The 14,750-nt window shown below is 73.9% G+C and carries 13 protein-coding genes and 1 pseudogene; 9 read left to right on the top strand and 5 right to left on the bottom strand.

Going from position 1 to position 14,750, the window contains the following annotated elements:
• Window positions 1-99: 99 nt before the first annotated feature.
• The 3 genes from ACWC24_RS09765 (at window position 100) to mug (ending at window position 3,017) form a co-directional block, all read left to right on the top strand.
• Window positions 100-888, top strand: coding sequence for an SGNH/GDSL hydrolase family protein (locus tag ACWC24_RS09765; RefSeq protein WP_450662295.1), 789 nt, complete (start codon window positions 100-102; stop codon window positions 886-888).
• A 144-nt stretch (window positions 889-1,032) separates the two neighbouring features.
• Window positions 1,033-2,475 (top strand): adenylosuccinate lyase, encoded by a 1,443-nt coding sequence (gene purB, locus ACWC24_RS09770; protein WP_450662296.1) that lies wholly within the window; start codon window positions 1,033-1,035, stop codon window positions 2,473-2,475.
• The gene (mug, locus tag ACWC24_RS09775; RefSeq protein ID WP_450662394.1) at window positions 2,472-3,017 is read left to right on the top strand and encodes a G/U mismatch-specific DNA glycosylase; all 546 of its coding nucleotides are present in this window, start codon (window positions 2,472-2,474) and stop codon (window positions 3,015-3,017) included. The genes purB and mug overlap by 4 nt, the downstream gene beginning before the upstream one ends.
• Window positions 3,018-3,123: 106 nt before the next feature.
• Here mug and ACWC24_RS09780 read toward each other — a convergent pair whose 3' ends face one another.
• From ACWC24_RS09780 to ACWC24_RS09790, 3 genes are all read right to left on the bottom strand, one after another.
• Entirely contained in the window at window positions 3,124-3,330 is a 207-nt protein-coding gene (locus ACWC24_RS09780; protein ID WP_450662297.1) for a hypothetical protein, read from the bottom strand.
• Between the two features lie 175 nt (window positions 3,331-3,505).
• The gene (locus ACWC24_RS09785) at window positions 3,506-4,231 is read right to left on the bottom strand and encodes an ABC transporter permease (RefSeq protein WP_450662298.1); all 726 of its coding nucleotides are present in this window, start codon (window positions 4,229-4,231) and stop codon (window positions 3,506-3,508) included.
• A 1-nt stretch (window position 4,232) separates the two neighbouring features.
• Window positions 4,233-5,153 carry an ATP-binding cassette domain-containing protein gene (locus ACWC24_RS09790; protein WP_450662299.1) on the bottom strand — a complete coding sequence of 307 codons (921 nt, stop codon included), beginning with the start codon at window positions 5,151-5,153 and terminating at the stop codon, window positions 4,233-4,235.
• A gap of 107 nt (window positions 5,154-5,260) precedes the next feature.
• Between ACWC24_RS09790 and ACWC24_RS09795 the strand changes: the two genes are divergently transcribed.
• The 3 genes from ACWC24_RS09795 (at window position 5,261) to ACWC24_RS09805 (ending at window position 8,364) form a co-directional block, all read left to right on the top strand.
• Window positions 5,261-6,430: a sensor histidine kinase gene (locus ACWC24_RS09795; protein WP_450662300.1), complete on the top strand. Its 1,170-nt coding sequence runs from the start codon at window positions 5,261-5,263 to the stop codon at window positions 6,428-6,430.
• 14 nt (window positions 6,431-6,444) lie between these two features.
• A complete protein-coding gene (locus ACWC24_RS09800; protein ID WP_450662301.1) occupies window positions 6,445-7,107 on the top strand; it encodes a response regulator transcription factor in 663 nt (220 codons plus the stop codon).
• A 99-nt stretch (window positions 7,108-7,206) separates the two neighbouring features.
• A complete protein-coding gene (locus ACWC24_RS09805) occupies window positions 7,207-8,364 on the top strand; it encodes an ROK family transcriptional regulator (protein ID WP_450662302.1) in 1,158 nt (385 codons plus the stop codon).
• Window positions 8,365-8,555: 191 nt separating this feature from the next.
• Here the strand turns inward: ACWC24_RS09805 and ACWC24_RS09810 are convergent, their stop codons facing one another.
• Window positions 8,556-9,317, bottom strand: coding sequence for a GntR family transcriptional regulator (locus ACWC24_RS09810; RefSeq protein WP_450662303.1), 762 nt, complete (start codon window positions 9,315-9,317; stop codon window positions 8,556-8,558).
• Between the two features lie 390 nt (window positions 9,318-9,707).
• Here ACWC24_RS09810 and ACWC24_RS09815 point away from each other — a divergent pair, with 390 nt between their 5' ends.
• On the top strand, window positions 9,708-10,538 hold the full coding sequence (locus ACWC24_RS09815; RefSeq protein WP_450662304.1) for an alpha/beta fold hydrolase: 831 nt from the start codon (window positions 9,708-9,710) through the stop codon (window positions 10,536-10,538).
• Window positions 10,539-10,613: 75 nt separating this feature from the next.
• On the opposite strand, the pseudogene ACWC24_RS09820 reads toward ACWC24_RS09815, so the two are convergent.
• A pseudogene (locus ACWC24_RS09820) lies at window positions 10,614-11,450 on the bottom strand (EamA family transporter); the annotation flags it as partial.
• A gap of 47 nt (window positions 11,451-11,497) precedes the next feature.
• Between ACWC24_RS09820 and pdxR the strand changes: the two are divergent.
• Together pdxR and ACWC24_RS09830 are read left to right on the top strand one after the other, a co-directional pair.
• Entirely contained in the window at window positions 11,498-12,946 is a 1,449-nt protein-coding gene (gene pdxR, locus ACWC24_RS09825; protein WP_450662305.1) for a MocR-like pyridoxine biosynthesis transcription factor PdxR, read from the top strand.
• Between the two features lie 142 nt (window positions 12,947-13,088).
• Window positions 13,089-14,675: an alkaline phosphatase D family protein gene (locus tag ACWC24_RS09830; RefSeq protein ID WP_450662306.1), complete on the top strand. Its 1,587-nt coding sequence runs from the start codon at window positions 13,089-13,091 to the stop codon at window positions 14,673-14,675.
• Window positions 14,676-14,750 lie beyond the last annotated feature (75 nt).

A 14,750-nucleotide genomic window follows, 5' to 3' on the forward strand; every position in this document is an offset into this window, starting at 1 on the left:
GTGCCGCCTCCGCGCGGAGGCGGCACAGGGCCGCGTGCGGGGCCTGTGACGAGGCCGACCGACCGGCGGGTATGGACCCGGGATACCATCGCTGACGCCATGCAGACGAACCCCACTCCCCTGTACACCAGTCTCGTCGCCGTCGGCGACTCCTTCACCGAGGGCATGTCGGACCGCATGTCCGACGGCTCCTACCGCGGCTGGGCCGACCTCCTCGCGGCCCGGATGGCCGCCCGGACGCCCGACTTCCGGTACGCCAACCTCGCGGTGCGCGGCAAGCTGATCGGCCAGATCGTCGACGAGCAGGTGCCGGTCGCCGCCGCGATGGGCGCCGATGTGATCACCCTGGTCGGCGGCCTCAACGACACCCTGCGCCCCAAGTGCGACATGGGCCGGGTCCGAGGCCTGCTGACCGAGGCCGTCGAGCAGCTCGCCCCGGCGTGCAAGCAGCTCGTGCTGATGCGCAGCCCGGGACGGCAGGGGCCGGTCCTGGACCGGTTCCGGCCGCGTATGGAGGAGCTGTTCGAGTGCGTCGACGGGCTCGCGGCCCGGCACGGCGCGCTGGTCGTCGACCTGTACGGGGCGCCCTCGCTCGGCGACCCGCGGCTGTGGGACGTGGACCGGCTGCACCTGACGGCGGAGGGGCACCGCCGGGTCGCGGAGGCGGTGTGGCAGCGGCTCGGCCACCCGGCCGAGGACGCGGAGTGGCGGACGCCGATGCCGGCCACCGCCCCGCCGGGCTGGCTCGACCGGCGCGTGGCGGACGTGCGCTTCACCCGGGAGTACCTGCTGCCGTGGATAGGCCGTCGCCTGACGGGCCGCTCCTCCGGCGACGGCCGCCCCCCGAAGCGCCCCGACCTGCTGCCCTACGAGGACCCGGCGGCGTAGGGCCACCCGCCCCGTCACCGCCCACGCGGTCGCCGATCCCGGGGGCCGCGGGGGCACCGACGACCCCGCCGCTTCGCTCTCGTACGTTCCTACGAAGAAGCCCGTGGCGCTGGCCTGCACGAATCGCCAGTAGAATCCGTACACGTGACTTCTGCGCCCGCCAAGCCCCGCATCCCGAACGTCCTCGCCGGACGCTACGCCTCCACCGAGCTCGCCGTGCTCTGGTCGCCCGAGCAGAAGGTGAAGCTGGAGCGTCAGCTCTGGCTCGCCGTGCTGCGGGCCCAGAAGGACCTCGGGATCGAGGTGCCGGACGCCGCGATCGCCGACTACGAGCGCGTGCTCGACACGGTCGACCTCGCCTCGATCGCCGAGCGCGAGAAGGTCACCCGGCATGACGTCAAGGCCCGCATCGAGGAGTTCAACGACCTCGCCGGGCATGAGCACGTCCACAAGGGCATGACCTCCCGCGACCTCACCGAGAACGTCGAGCAGTTGCAGATCCGGCTCTCGCTGGAACTGGTGCGCGACCGCACGGTGGCCGTCCTCGCCCGGCTGGGCAGGCTGGCGGCCGAGTACGGCGAGCTGGTCATGGCCGGACGCTCGCACAACGTGGCCGCCCAGGCCACCACCCTCGGCAAGCGCTTCGCGACCGCCGCGGACGAGCTGCTCGTCGCCTACGGCCGGGTCGAGGAGTTGCTCGGCCGCTACCCGCTGCGCGGTATCAAGGGTCCGGTCGGCACGGCCCAGGACATGCTGGACCTGCTCGGCGGCGACGCGGCGAAGCTCGCCGAACTGGAGGACCGGATCGCCCGGCACCTCGGCTTCTCGCAGGCGTTCACCTCGGTCGGCCAGGTCTACCCGCGCTCGCTGGACTACGAGGTCGTCACCGCGCTGGTGCAGCTGGCGTCCGCGCCTTCGTCGCTGGCGAAGACGATCCGGCTGATGGCCGGGCACGAGCTGGTGACCGAGGGCTTCAAGCCGGGCCAGGTCGGCTCGTCCGCCATGCCGCACAAGATGAACACCCGCTCCTGCGAGCGCGTCAACGGCCTGACGGTGATCCTGCGCGGTTACGCCTCGATGACCGGCGAGCTGGCGGGCGACCAGTGGAACGAGGGTGACGTGTCCTGCTCGGTGGTGCGCCGGGTCGCGCTGCCGGACGCGTTCTTCGCGCTCGACGGTCTGCTGGAGACGTTCCTGACCGTGCTGGACGAGTTCGGCGCGTTCCCGGCGGTCGTGGCCCGGGAGCTGGACCGCTACCTGCCGTTCCTCGCCACCACCAAGGTGCTCATGGGTGCCGTGCGCGCGGGCGTGGGCCGCGAGGTCGCGCACGAGGCCATCAAGGAGAACGCTGTCGCCTCGGCGCTGGCGATGCGCGAGCAGGGCGCCGAGCGCAACGAACTCCTCGACAAGCTCGCCGCCGACGAGCGCCTCCCGCTCGACCGCGCGCAGCTCGACGCGCTGATGGCGGACAAGCTGTCCTTCACCGGCGCGGCGGCGGCCCAGGTGGGCGTCGTCGTGGGCCGGGTCGAGGAGATCGTGAAGCAGCGCCCGGAGGCGGCCGGCTACACCCCCGGAGCGATCCTCTGAGGCGCTTCACCCAAGCGGAACTGGAGGCCGCCCGCGACCGTGTCGTCCCCGACGTGGTCGCGGACGGTCTCCGTGTGCTGTTCTGCGGGATCAACCCCGGGCTGATGACCGCGGCCACGGGCCACCACTTCGCCCGCCCCGGCAACCGCTTCTGGCCGGTGCTGCACCTGTCCGGGTTCACTCCGAGGCTCATGAAGCCCGCGGAGCAGGGGGAACTGCCCGCGTACGGGCTCGGCATCACGAACGTGGTGGCACGGGCCACCGCGCGGGCCGACGAGCTGAGCGCCGCGGAGTACCGCGAGGGCGGGGCCCTGCTGGCCGCGAAGGTGACGCGGCTGCGGCCGCGCTGGCTGGCGGTCGTGGGGGTCACGGCGTACCGTGCCGCGTTCGACGAGCGCAAGGCACAGGTGGGGCCCCAGGAGCGGGTGTTCGGCGACACACGCGTGTGGGTGCTGCCGAATCCCAGCGGGCTGAACGCGCACTGGACGACGGCGACCATGGCGGAGGAGTTCGCGCGGCTGCGCGAGGCCGCACAGGCCTGACGCGGGTGGCACATCGCCGGGCGCGCCGTCCGGCACATCGGACCGACCCGATGCATCCGGCTCACCCGGCACGTTCTGCGCACCCGATGTGGGCCCGGCCCGTCCGTCACGGCGGGTCCACGTCCGTGACCACGGCGATGAGCTGGAACGGCAGTTCCTTGTCCCACTGGGACACGCCGAGCGCCGGCCGGCGTTCCGTCCCCAGCAGCCGCCACGGATGCAGGTCCGGCACGTGGCTGCCGAGCACGCCCCAGGGCTCGGGTACGTCCTCGTCGGCCATGACCCGGTCGAAGAGGCTCGCGAGGCTGAACATGCGGGGTGCCCCCAGCGTGTGGTGAGCCGCTCGTGCCGACGTCCGTCCCGCCGTGCTCCGGGTGGAGGTCCCGGGCGCACAGCGGGTCGATCGTGGTGAGGCACCGTGCGATGCCCATGGGTCCAGTAGAACGGCGACCACTGACAATCGGCGGGGGATCAGGCCGGTCGCGGGGTCAGGCGTCCCTGCGGCACAGCCGCCACGCCCCGGCGAGCAGGGCGGCCGCCGCCCACAGCGCGGTCACCGCGAGGCCCGTCCACGGGCCGAGGCTGCCGTCCCAGGTCCGGTGCAGGGCCACCTGGCCCGCGTGGTCGGGCAGGAAGTCGGTGACGCCGCCCGCCGTCTCCCCGATCACGAACGAGACGACGAGGATGAAGGGGATCAGGAGGGAGAGCGCGCCCACCCCGCTGCGCAGCAGGGCCGTGAGGCCGACCGCGAGGAGCGCCATCAGCGTGAGGTAGACGCCGCAGCCCACGACGCCGCGGACCTGTTCACCCGTGGTGAGAGCGTTCCCGGCGTCGCCGAGCCTCGCTCTGGCGGCGAGCAGCGCGGCGAGGGCGGTGACCAGTCCCACGACCAGCACGGGGAGGGCGACGGCGGTCGCCTTGGCCGCGAACCACCGGCCGCGGTGCGGCACCGCGGCGAGCGAGAGCCGCAGCGCTCCCCCGTGGAACTCCGAGGAGACCGCCGTCGCGCCGAAGGAGATCGCGGCGATCTGGCCGGGCGTGACACCGGACAGTGCCATGAACAGCGGGTCGAAGTCCGGGTCGGGCGCGTCCGGGACATGTGCGATCGCGGAGAACGCCGTGGTCGCCGCGAACAGCGCGAACAGCGTCCCGAGCAGCGAGCGGAGGGTGCGGATCTTCAGCCACTCGGAGTGGAGAACGGGTACGAACGGCATGTCAGGCCTCCTGCGGCTGAGCGGTGAACTCGGTCTCCGCGGACGTCAGATCGAGGTAGGCCTGCTCCAAGGTGCCTTCTTCGGCCGCCAGTTCGAGGAGCGGGACGCCCGCGGCGGACGCGAGCCGGCCGACGTCGTCCACGCGCGCGTGCTCCACGGTCCAGTGCCCGTCCGCGTGCCCGACGACCCGGTGGCCGTGCGGGGCGAGGGCCCTTTCGAGTGCCGCGTGGTCCGTCGTGCGGATCCGCACCCGGGGCCGCACCCGCGCGTGGATGAACTCCCGCGCAGGGGTGTCGGCCAGGAGGCGTCCCCGGCCCAGGACGACGAGGTGGTTGGCGAAGGACGCGGTCTCGTTCATGAGGTGGCTGGAGACCAGGACCGTGCGGCCCTCGGCGGCGAGCCGGCGCAGCAACGCGCGGATCCAGACGATGCCTTCGGGATCGAGTCCGTTGGAGGGTTCGTCGAGCATCACCACCGCGGGGTCCCCGAGCAGGGCCGCGGCGATGCCCAGCCGCTGGCGCATGCCCAGGGAGTACGTCCGCACCCGGCGGCGCGCCACCGCCGCGAGCCCGGTCTCCTCCAGTGCCTCGTCGACCCGGCGGCCGGGGATGCGGTGGCTCGCGGCCAGGATCCGCAGATGGTCGCGGCCGGTGCGGGACCCGTGCGCGGCCCCGGCGTCGAGCAACGCGCCCACCTGGCGCAGGGGGTCGGTGAGCGTGGCGTAGGGACGGCCGCCGATCGTGGCGGTTCCGGAGGTCGGCCGGTCGAGGCCGAGCGCGAGCCGCATGGTGGTGGACTTGCCCGCTCCGTTGGGTCCGAGGAAACCGGTGACCCGGCCGGGCAGCACGCGGAAGCTGAGACGGTCCACGGCGCGCCGGTCCCCGAACTCCTTGGTGAGGTCCTGTACGTCGATGCTGGTCATGGCAACAGCCTTGCCGTTCCACGAGGTCGGGTCCTCCCCCGTGGGTGGAGGACGTCTCCCCCGCCCGGGGGAGGTCCGTTGTCGGTGGGGGCTGGCACGATGTCGCAATGGTCCGACTGCTGCGCCCGTTCGGACGGGTGGTGACGTACACACGGCTGCTGCATCTGTTCATCGCGATCGTGTGGCCGAGCATGTGGCTGTTCGTCGAGGAGGCGTGGTGGACCTGGGCGTTCGCCGCCGTGCTCCTCGTCCCCGCCGGGATGGTGCCCGCGATGCGCACCGTGGAGGGGCTCCAGGCCAGACTGCTGCTGACCGGTCACGGGCACGACAGCGGGAGCACCGGCATCGTCGTCGCGCCGTCCACCGCCTGGGGCGACCGGGGGCGGCTCGTGGTGTGGCTGCAGGCGCGGCTGCTGCTGGGCTGTGCGACCGCCATGTCCGTCGTCCGGCTCCTCCTCGCCGCGGTGGACCTGGTGCGCTCGGCCCTCGGCCGGAACGTCGGGGAGGGGTCGCTGTTCTTCCTCGACGGCCCTCACCGCTGGCACGTCCTGCTCGTGCCGCCGGTGCTGGTCGCGCTGGCGGTCGCCGTGGTCGTCCCGGGCCGGGTCATCACCGCTCTGGCCCCCCGTCTGCTGGGCCCCTCGCCCGCCGAACGTCTCGCCGCGCTGGAGGAGCGCACCGAGCAACTCCTCGAACGCAACCGGATCGCGCGCGAGCTCCACGACTCCATCGGCCACGCCCTGACCGTGGCCGTCGTGCAGGCGGGCGCCGCACGGGCGGCGGGTGATCCCGCCTTCACCGACCGGGCCCTGGGCGCCATCGAGGAGACCGGCCGGGCCGCCCTGGAGGACCTGGAGCACGTCCTCGGCGTGCTGCGCGAGTCGCGGCGGCCGGTGAGCAGCCGGCCGACCCTCACGGACGCCGGCCGGCTGCTGGAGTCCGCGCGCGCCTCGGGCGCGAAGGTCGAGGCCGACATGACCGGTCCCCTCGACACCGTGCCCGGAGCGGTCTCCCGCGAGGGCTACCGCATCCTCCAGGAGTCGCTGACCAATGTGCTGCGGCACGCGGGAGCCGTTCCGGTCCGGGTGCGCGTCGAGGTCACGGACGGAACCCTCGGCCTGGAGGTGCGCAATCCGCTGGCGGGCGGCGCGCCGGGGCCCGGCCGGGGCAGCGGGCTGCGCGGGATACGCGAACGCGCGGCCCTGCTCGGCGGGCACGCGCACACGGGTCCGTACGAGGGGGACTGGCAGGTGCTCGTGGAGCTGCCGCTGCGCTGATCTACGCTGGCCGGATGCCGCTCACCGTTCTGCTCGTCGACGACGAGCCCCTCGTACGCGCCGGTCTGCGGGCCGTGCTGGAGTCACAGCCCGACATCACGGTGGTCGGCGAGGCGGCGGACGGCGCGGCGGTGATCCCGCTGGTGCGGCGGTTGCGGCCCGACGTGGTCGCGATGGACGTGCGCATGCCCCTGATGGACGGGATCGAGGCCACCCGCGCGGTGCTGCGGACGGTCGACGAACCACCGAAGATCATCGTGGTGACCACGTTCGAGAACGACGAGTACGTGTACGACGCGCTGCGCGCGGGTGCCGACGGTTTCCTGCTCAAGCGGGCCCGGCCGGCCGAGATCGTGCACGCGGTACGGCTGGTCGCCGAGGGCGGCTCGCTGCTCTTCCCGGCGTCGGTACGGCAGTTGGCCGCCGAGTACGGCGGTCGGCCCGGGAACGTACAGGCCCGGGCGGTACTGGAACGGGCCCGGCTGACCGAGCGGGAGGCGGAGGTGTTGCGCCTCATGACCCGGGGACTGTCCAACGGGGAGATAGCCGCCCGGCTGACGGTCGGTACCGAGACGGTGAAGTCGCACGTCAGCGCCGTACTGGCCAAGCTGGGGGCCCGGGACCGCACGCAGGCGGTGATCACGGCGTACGAGTCCGGGTTCGTGACACCGAGCTGAAACGGTACGCCCGGGGCGGACCGGGTGCCCGGAGCTCGCCGGGCCCCTCCGCGACGAGTACGATCCGGCCAACACGCGCACGAGCTGGGAGGACGGACGTTGGGGCGGCTGACCGGCGGGGATCCCTCGCTGCTGCGGAGGATCAACTCCGCGGTGGTGCTGCACGCGCTGCGTGCCACGGACTGCGCGACGCTGACCGAGATCACCCGGGTGACGGGGCTGTCCCGGCCCACGGTCGAGGGCGTCGTCGAGGACCTCATCGTGGGCGGCCTGGTCGTCGAGACGGCCGCCGAGGAGGGCGCGACACGGCGTCAGGGGCGACCCGCGCGCCGGTTCCGGTTCCGGGCGGAGGCCGGTCATCTGCTGGGGCTGGAGATCGGCTCGCACCGGGTCGCCGCGCTCCTGGCCGACCTGGACGGCCGGATCATAGGGGCCCAGGCCAAGGACGTCGAGGAGACGGCCTCCGCCGACGACCGCCTGGAGCGGCTGCGCACCGCGGTCGCCGAGCTGCTGCGGCGGGCCGGGGTGCCCCGGAACTCGCTGCGCGCGGTGGGAGTGGCGACCCCCGGGATCGTCGAGGCGGACGGCACCGTACGGCTGGGCACCGCGCTGCCCGAGTGGACCGGGCTGCGCCTCGGCGAACGGCTGAGCCGTTCCTTCAAGTGTCCGGTGCTGGTCGAGAACGACGCGAACGCGGCGGCCGTCGCCGAGCACTGGAAGGGCTCCGCCAGGGAGTCGGACGACATCGTGTTCGTGCTGGCCGGACTGAGTCCGGGGGCCGGTTCCCTGATCGGCGGGCGGCTGCACCGCGGGTTCGGCGGGGCGGCCGGCGAGATCGGGGCGCTGCATCTGCTGGGCCGGGAGGTCACTCCGGAGACGCTGCTGTCGACCACGGACGAGCCGCTGCATCCACTGGACGAGCAGGCGGTCGCGCAGGTCTTCGCGCAGGCGCGCCAGGGCGACCAGCGGGCGCTGGCGGCCGTCGACCGCTTCATACAGCGGCTCGTCCACGACGTCGCCGCGCTCGCTCTCGCGCTCGACCCGGAACTGGTGGTCATCGGGGGCTGGGCGGCCGGTCTGGACGGGGTGCTGGAGCCGCTGCGGCGCGAGCTGGCCCGCTACTGTCTGCGGCCGCCGAAGGTGACCCTGTCCCTGCTCGGCGAGGCGGCCGTGGCGACCGGCGCGCTGCGGCTGGCCCTGGACCATGTGGAGAAGCAGTTGTTCGCGGTGGAGGGCACGGCGACCGCACGGCACTGACCAGACCGCCCGCCGGGCACGGGCCCGCCCCTCGGCCGGCCCGGCGGGCGGGAGCCACGGCGGGCGGCGCGCGGACGTCGATCGCGGCGGGCGGGCACGAATGGGGGAGCTGACGGTTCGTCGTGGGCTGTCGTCATGGAGAACGCCGCGCGCCCCGGTGGAGTTCCGGGGCGCGGGCGGGACGCCGTCGGTCAGGAGGCGCGCCGCTCCGGTCCGTGATGGATCTCCACGCCGCCCGAGGCGCCGAAGGTGAGCCGGCAGGTGTCCGCGCGGTAGGTGGCCACGGAGAGCGCGGCGACACCGCCCCCGCTGAGGAAGCGGGTGGTGACGACGAGGACGGGGGCGCCGGGCAGCCGGTCCAGTTCCTTCGCCTCGTCGGCGCGGGCCGAGCCGAGCTCGACGGAGTTCTCCCGGCCCTCCAGCTCCAGCCGCTGCACCTCGCGCAGCACGGCACGCGCGCGTGCCGTGCCCGACGGGGTGTCTATGGCGGACAGGTCGGGCACCGAGGACCGCGGGATGTACAGGAGTTCGGCGGCGACGGGCTGACCATGGCTCGTCCGGGACCGGCGTACCGTGTGCACGGGTTCGTCCGCACCGGTGCCCAGGATCCCGGCGACGGCCGCGGGCGGCACGGCCAGGGCGGAGTCGACGGGCTGCCAGGCGTCCTCGGCCGATCCCGGCCAGGCGTGCTGTTCGGTGCCGACGGCCACGCCGACCCGGGGCGGGGCGACGGTCGTGCCGACGCCGCGACGGCGCTGGAGGCGGCCCTCCAGCTCCAACTGCTCCAGGGCCTGACGGAGGGTCGCGCGGGCGACGCCGAAGCGGGCGGCGAGGTCTCGCTCGTTGGGCAGGATCTCACCCACGGCGAACTCGGAGTCCAGTGCCTCGCTGAGCACGGTCCTGAGGTGCCAGTACTTCGGTTCCGGTACCGATTCCAGCTGCGTGGTCCCCACCGTGTCCTCCGCAATCGCCGTGATCCGGCGGCGTTTAAGCGCCCTTGTTTATTAAAGGTTGTTTCACTTTCTCTGCGACGATAAGGGGGGCTCCACCCTTGGTCAATACCAATCCTCGACCCTTCCGGCCCGATATGGGCCGATCGCCGTGGAGCGTTCATGAGGCGTTCGCACAGGGCCGCATTCCCGACATCCCAGCGAAACCCCGGGTCAGGGGGCCGGCGCGTTCCGGAGACCGGGCGTCCGGAGCCCAACCGCGAGGCATACGGGGCGCACTGAGGCGCCGACGGGCCGGATGACACGCAGGGCAGCGAAGGGCTACCCGCCAGTAGTAATTGCTGACAAGCTGTCTACGGCGTCCGTCAGCGAGTCCAGCCGAGGAGCACTCCCATGTCCGCCACCGTCTCCTTCCCGGTCCCGTCCCCCCGGGGCCCGCAGAACGTGACCGTCTCCTACGCGCGCGTGGGCCGCGGCGAACCACTGCTCCTGCTGCACGGAATAGGGCACCACCGGCAGGCCTGGGACCCCGTGGTGGACATCCTCTCCACCGAGCGGGACGTGATCGCCGTGGACCTGCCCGGTTTCGGCGCGTCCCCGGGCCTGCCCGACGGCCTCTCCTACGATCTGCCCACCACGAGCGCCGTGTTCGGCGCCTTCTGCGAGGCGCTGGAGCTGGACCGGCCCCATGTGGCGGGCAACTCCCTGGGCGGCCTGCTCGCCCTCGACCTGGGGCGCGAGAAGCTCGTACGGTCCGTCACGGCCCTGTCCCCCGCCGGGTTCTGGTCACAGGCCGAACGGCGCTACGCCTTCGGCGTCCTGCTCGCGATGCGGCGGATCGCCCGCCGGATGCCACTGCCGCTGGTCGAGCGCCTGGCCCGCACGGCGGCCGGCCGTACGGCGCTGACGAGCACGATCTACGCCCGCCCCGGGCGCCGTTCACCCGACGCCGTGGTCGCCGAGACGCTCGCCCTGGCGCACGCTCCAGGCTTCGACGCGACCCTGCGGGCCGGAGCGGACGTCCGGTTCACCGACGACATCCCCGGGCTCCCGGTCACCGTGGCCTGGGGCACCAGGGACCTGCTGCTCGTACGCCGCCAGGGGGTGCGCGCCAAGCAGATCATCCCCCGGGCCCGGTTGGTGCGGCTGCCCGGCTGCGGGCACTGCCCGATGAGCGACGATCCGGCCCTGGTCGCCCGGGTCATCCTCGACGGAAGCCGCTGATCCCCGCACGCGTGCGGCCGACGTCGCCGATGCCCGCACGCGTGCGGACGACACCGCCGAGCCCAGGGCGACCCCGGCGCCGACCAGGGCGCTGCCCACGGCCTGGGCGGCGCCGTAGGAACCGGTGCCGACGAGCGGGGCGGTGCAGGCCGCCGCGACGGGGATGAGCCCGGAGAACAGCGTGGCGCGTTCCGCGCCGATCCGCTGCATGCCCATGTACCAGCACACGAAGCCGACGACGGTGACGACCACCGCCTGCCACAGCAGCGCGCCCGCCTCGTCGGCGTCGGGCCGCCTCAGCCACGCCCCGCCGTCCAGGAGCAGGCCCGCCGCGGCGGACTCGACGGCCGCGAGGCCGCACACCGTGGCCGACAGCAGCCTGGGGCCCAGGACCGCGAGCACGGGCACCGCGAGGACCGCGAAGCCGACCTCGCCGACCAGCGCGCACCCGGAGAAGGCGACGCCCGCCGCGTCCGTGCGCCCCCAACCCTGGACGGTGCAGGCGCCGACGGCGACGAGGGACGCCCCGTACAGGACGGCCCGCCGGGGACGGCGGCCCTCCAGCAGGGGGACGACGACGGCCACGACCAGCGGCGCGCAGCCCACGAGCACACCCGGGACGGCGGGTTCCGCGGAGCGTTCGGCGGCGAGGACGGCCAGGTTGAACCCGACCATGCCGACGGCGGCGAGCAGCGCGAGGCGGCCCCACCGACGCGGGGTGAGCGCCCGCAGCCGGGCGGCCGCCCGCGCGCGGGCGAGCGGGAGCAGGAGCAGACAGGCGAGGCCGTAGCGCAGGAACTGACCGCCCGCGTGAGGGAAGTCGCCGAGGACGCTGTTGGCGGTGAAGGACGCGCCGACGAGGACGCAGGCGAGCGCGGCCAGGAGGCTGCCGCGCGTGAGGGTGGCGTTCATGAGGGTGACGCTAGGTTTCGCGGCGGCCCCGCTTAAGGTCCACTTCCATGACGTCTTCGGGGACCAATCCGGCCGGTTCCACGGCCTCGCCCGCCTGGGAACTGCTCCTGCCGGCCGTCTCCGCGCCGGCACGCGCGCGTGGCCGCTCCCTGCAGGCCGCGCTGCGGGAGGCGGTCCGCTGCGGCCGTCTGGCACCCGGCACCCGGCTGCCGTCCAGCCGCGAGCTCGCCGCGGACCTCGGTGTCTCGCGCGGCCTGGTCACTGACGCCTACGAGCAGTTGACCGCCGAGGGCTATCTGCGCAGCGGCCGGGGTGCCGGAACCTGGGTGGGCGGTGCCGTGCGGTCCGCGCCCGCACGCGCGCGTGACCTCGCTCCGCGCTCCCCCGGCGACGGCGTCGACTTCGTGCCCGGCACCCCTGACCTGTCGCTGTTCCCGCGCGCCGCCTGGACCGCCGCGCTGCGCGGTGTGCTCGCCGAGCTGCCCCACCACCACCTCGGCTACCCCGACCCGCGCGGGCTGCCCCGGCTGCGCGCCGCCCTGGCCGAACTGCTCACGCGACGCCGGGGCGTGGTCGCCGACCCGGAGCGGATCGTGGTCGTCTCCGGGGTGGCCCAGGCGACGTCCCTGCTCGGATCCGTCCTGCACGCGCGCGGGCTGCCCGCCGTCGGCGTGGAGGACCCCGGCAGCCCCCAGCACACCGGTCTGTACGCCGCGGCCGGCGTCGGCGTCGTACCGCTGCCGCTGGACGGCGAGGGGCTCGCCCTCGGCCCGTTGAAGGCCTCCGGTGTGCGGGCCGTGGTGACCACGCCCGCCCACCAGTACCCCACCGGGATCGCCTACTCCGCACGGCGTCGCGCGCAACTCCTCGACTGGGCACGCGCGGTGGACGGGTTCGTCCTGGAGGACGACTACGACGGCGACTTCCGCTACGACCGCGCCCCCGTCGGCGCGCTCCAGGGACTGGACCCCGAACGCGTCCTGTACGCGGGTTCGGTCAGCAAGTCCCTCGCGCCGGGCCTGCGCCTGGGCTGGCTGCTGGTGCCGGACGCGCTGGCCGACGAGGTGGCGGAGCGCAAGCGGACCCTGGACCTCGGCCACCCCGCCCTGGACCAGGCCGCTTTCGCGCGGTTCCTGGAGCGCGGCGACTACGACCGTCAGCTGCGCCGCTGCCAGCGGGCCTACCGCGAGCGCCGCGACACCCTGGTGACCGCTCTCCAGGAGGCCTTCCCCGGTGCGTCGGTGACCGGGATCGCCGCGGGCCTGCACGCGATCGCCGCCTTGCCGCGGCGGTACGGGCCCGAGGAACGGTTCCTCGCGCGCGTGGCCGCCGCCGGTGTCGCCGTACGCCCGCTGACGCACTGCACGCACGCGCCTGCCGGGGGTGCGGCAGGCGACGCGTCCGGGGAGGTGCGGCTGGTCCTGGGGTACGCGCATCTGTCGCCCGCCCGGATCCGTGCCGGGATACACCGGATGGCGTCGGCGGTCGCCGGGTGAACCGGGCCGTGCCGGCGGCCGGTTCGCGCGTCCCGGCGGCGCGGCCCGTTGTTCACTCCTGGTTCGCGTGTGCGCCGCGGCGTACCAGTAGGTGTGGGGTGGCACAGCACACCGGCCGGTTCCCGTCACTGGAGGCGCATCCATGTCACACCGTCCGTTCCCCGGCCGTCGCAGCGTGCTGCGCGGCTCGCTGGCCGCGTCGGCGGCCCTGACCGTGCCCCTCGGCCTCGGTGCCGCACCCGCGTTCGCCCGGTCCGGGCGCCCCCGGGCGGACTGGGGCGTGCAGAGCGGCGACGTGACGTCCGACTCGGGGCTGGTGTGGGTGCGTTCCGACCGCCCGGCCCGGATGACCGTCCAGACGTCCGCCACGGAGTCGTTCCGCAACCCGCGCACCTGGCACGGTCCGCTGCTGGGCCCCGACAGCGACTTCACCGGCACCACCCGGCTGCACGGGCTGCCCGCGGGCGAGCAGATCCACTACCGGGTGCTGCTCGCCGACCCGGACGATCCGCGCCGCACCGGCGAACCCGTCACCGGAACCTTCCGCACCGTGCCGGCCGGCCGACGGCACGGGGTGCGCTTCCTGTGGTCCGGTGACCTGGCGGGACAGGGCTGGGGCATCAATCCCGACCTCGGCGGCTACCGGATCTACGACGCCATGGCCGCGCTCGATCCGGACTTCTTCGTGTGCAGCGGCGACAACATCTACGCCGACGGCCCGATCGCGGCGACCCAGGCGCTGCCCGACGGCAGCACCTGGCGCAACGTCACCACCGTGGAGAAGGCCAAGGTCGCCGAGACCCTGGCCGAGTTCCGCGGCAACTTCCGCTACAACCTCCTCGACGAGAACCTGCGGCGGTTCAACGCCCAGGTGCCGTCGGTCATCCAGTGGGACGACCACGAGGTGCGCAACAACTGGTACCCGGGCGAGGTGATCGCGGACTCCGACACCCGCTACACCGTGAAGAGCGTCGACGCCCTGGCGGCCCGCGCCCGGCGGGCGTTCGGCGAGTACTTCCCGATCTCGACGCTGCGGCCGGGCGCGGCGCAGGGCCGGGTCCACCGGGTCATGCGCCACGGCCCGCTGCTCGACGTGTTCGTGCTGGACATGCGGACCTACCGCAACGCCAACTCGCCGGACGACCAGACCGTGGACCCCCAGGGCATCCTCGGCCGCGAGCAGCTGGAATGGCTCAAGCGGGAGCTGTCGCGTTCGCGTGCGGTGTGGAAGGTCATCGCCGCGGACATGCCGATCGGGCTGGTCGTGCCCGACGCCACCGAGGGCCGGGCGAACTTCGAGGCGGTGGCGCAGGGCGACCCGGGCGCGCCGCTCGGCCGTGAGCTCCAGATCGCCGAACTGCTGCGGTACATCAAGCACCGGCGGATCACGGGCACCGTGTGGCTGACGGCCGACGTGCACCACACCTCGGCCCAGCACTACCAGCCGGCGCGGGCGGCGTTCACCGACTTCGAGCCGTTCTGGGAGTTCGTCTCGGGCCCGCTGAACGCCGGTGCCTTCCCGGCCAGCGCGCTGGACGGCACGTTCGGTCCCGAGCGGGTGTTCGTGAAGGCGCCGACGGCGTCCAACGTCTCGCCCGCGGGCGGCTACCAGTTCTTCGGCGAGGTCGACATCGACGGCGGCAGCGGGGAGCTGACGGTGCGGCTGCGCGAGCAGGACGGCACCGTGCTGTTCACCCAGGTCCTCCAGCCGGGGCGGGTCGGGCAGTAGCTCCGGGCCCCCGGGCCTGGCGGCGGCGGGTGCGCGTTCTGCGCGCCGTCCGCCGCCGGCCGCGTTCTGCGCGCC

This window comes from Streptomyces sp. NPDC001443, assembly GCF_053597355.1.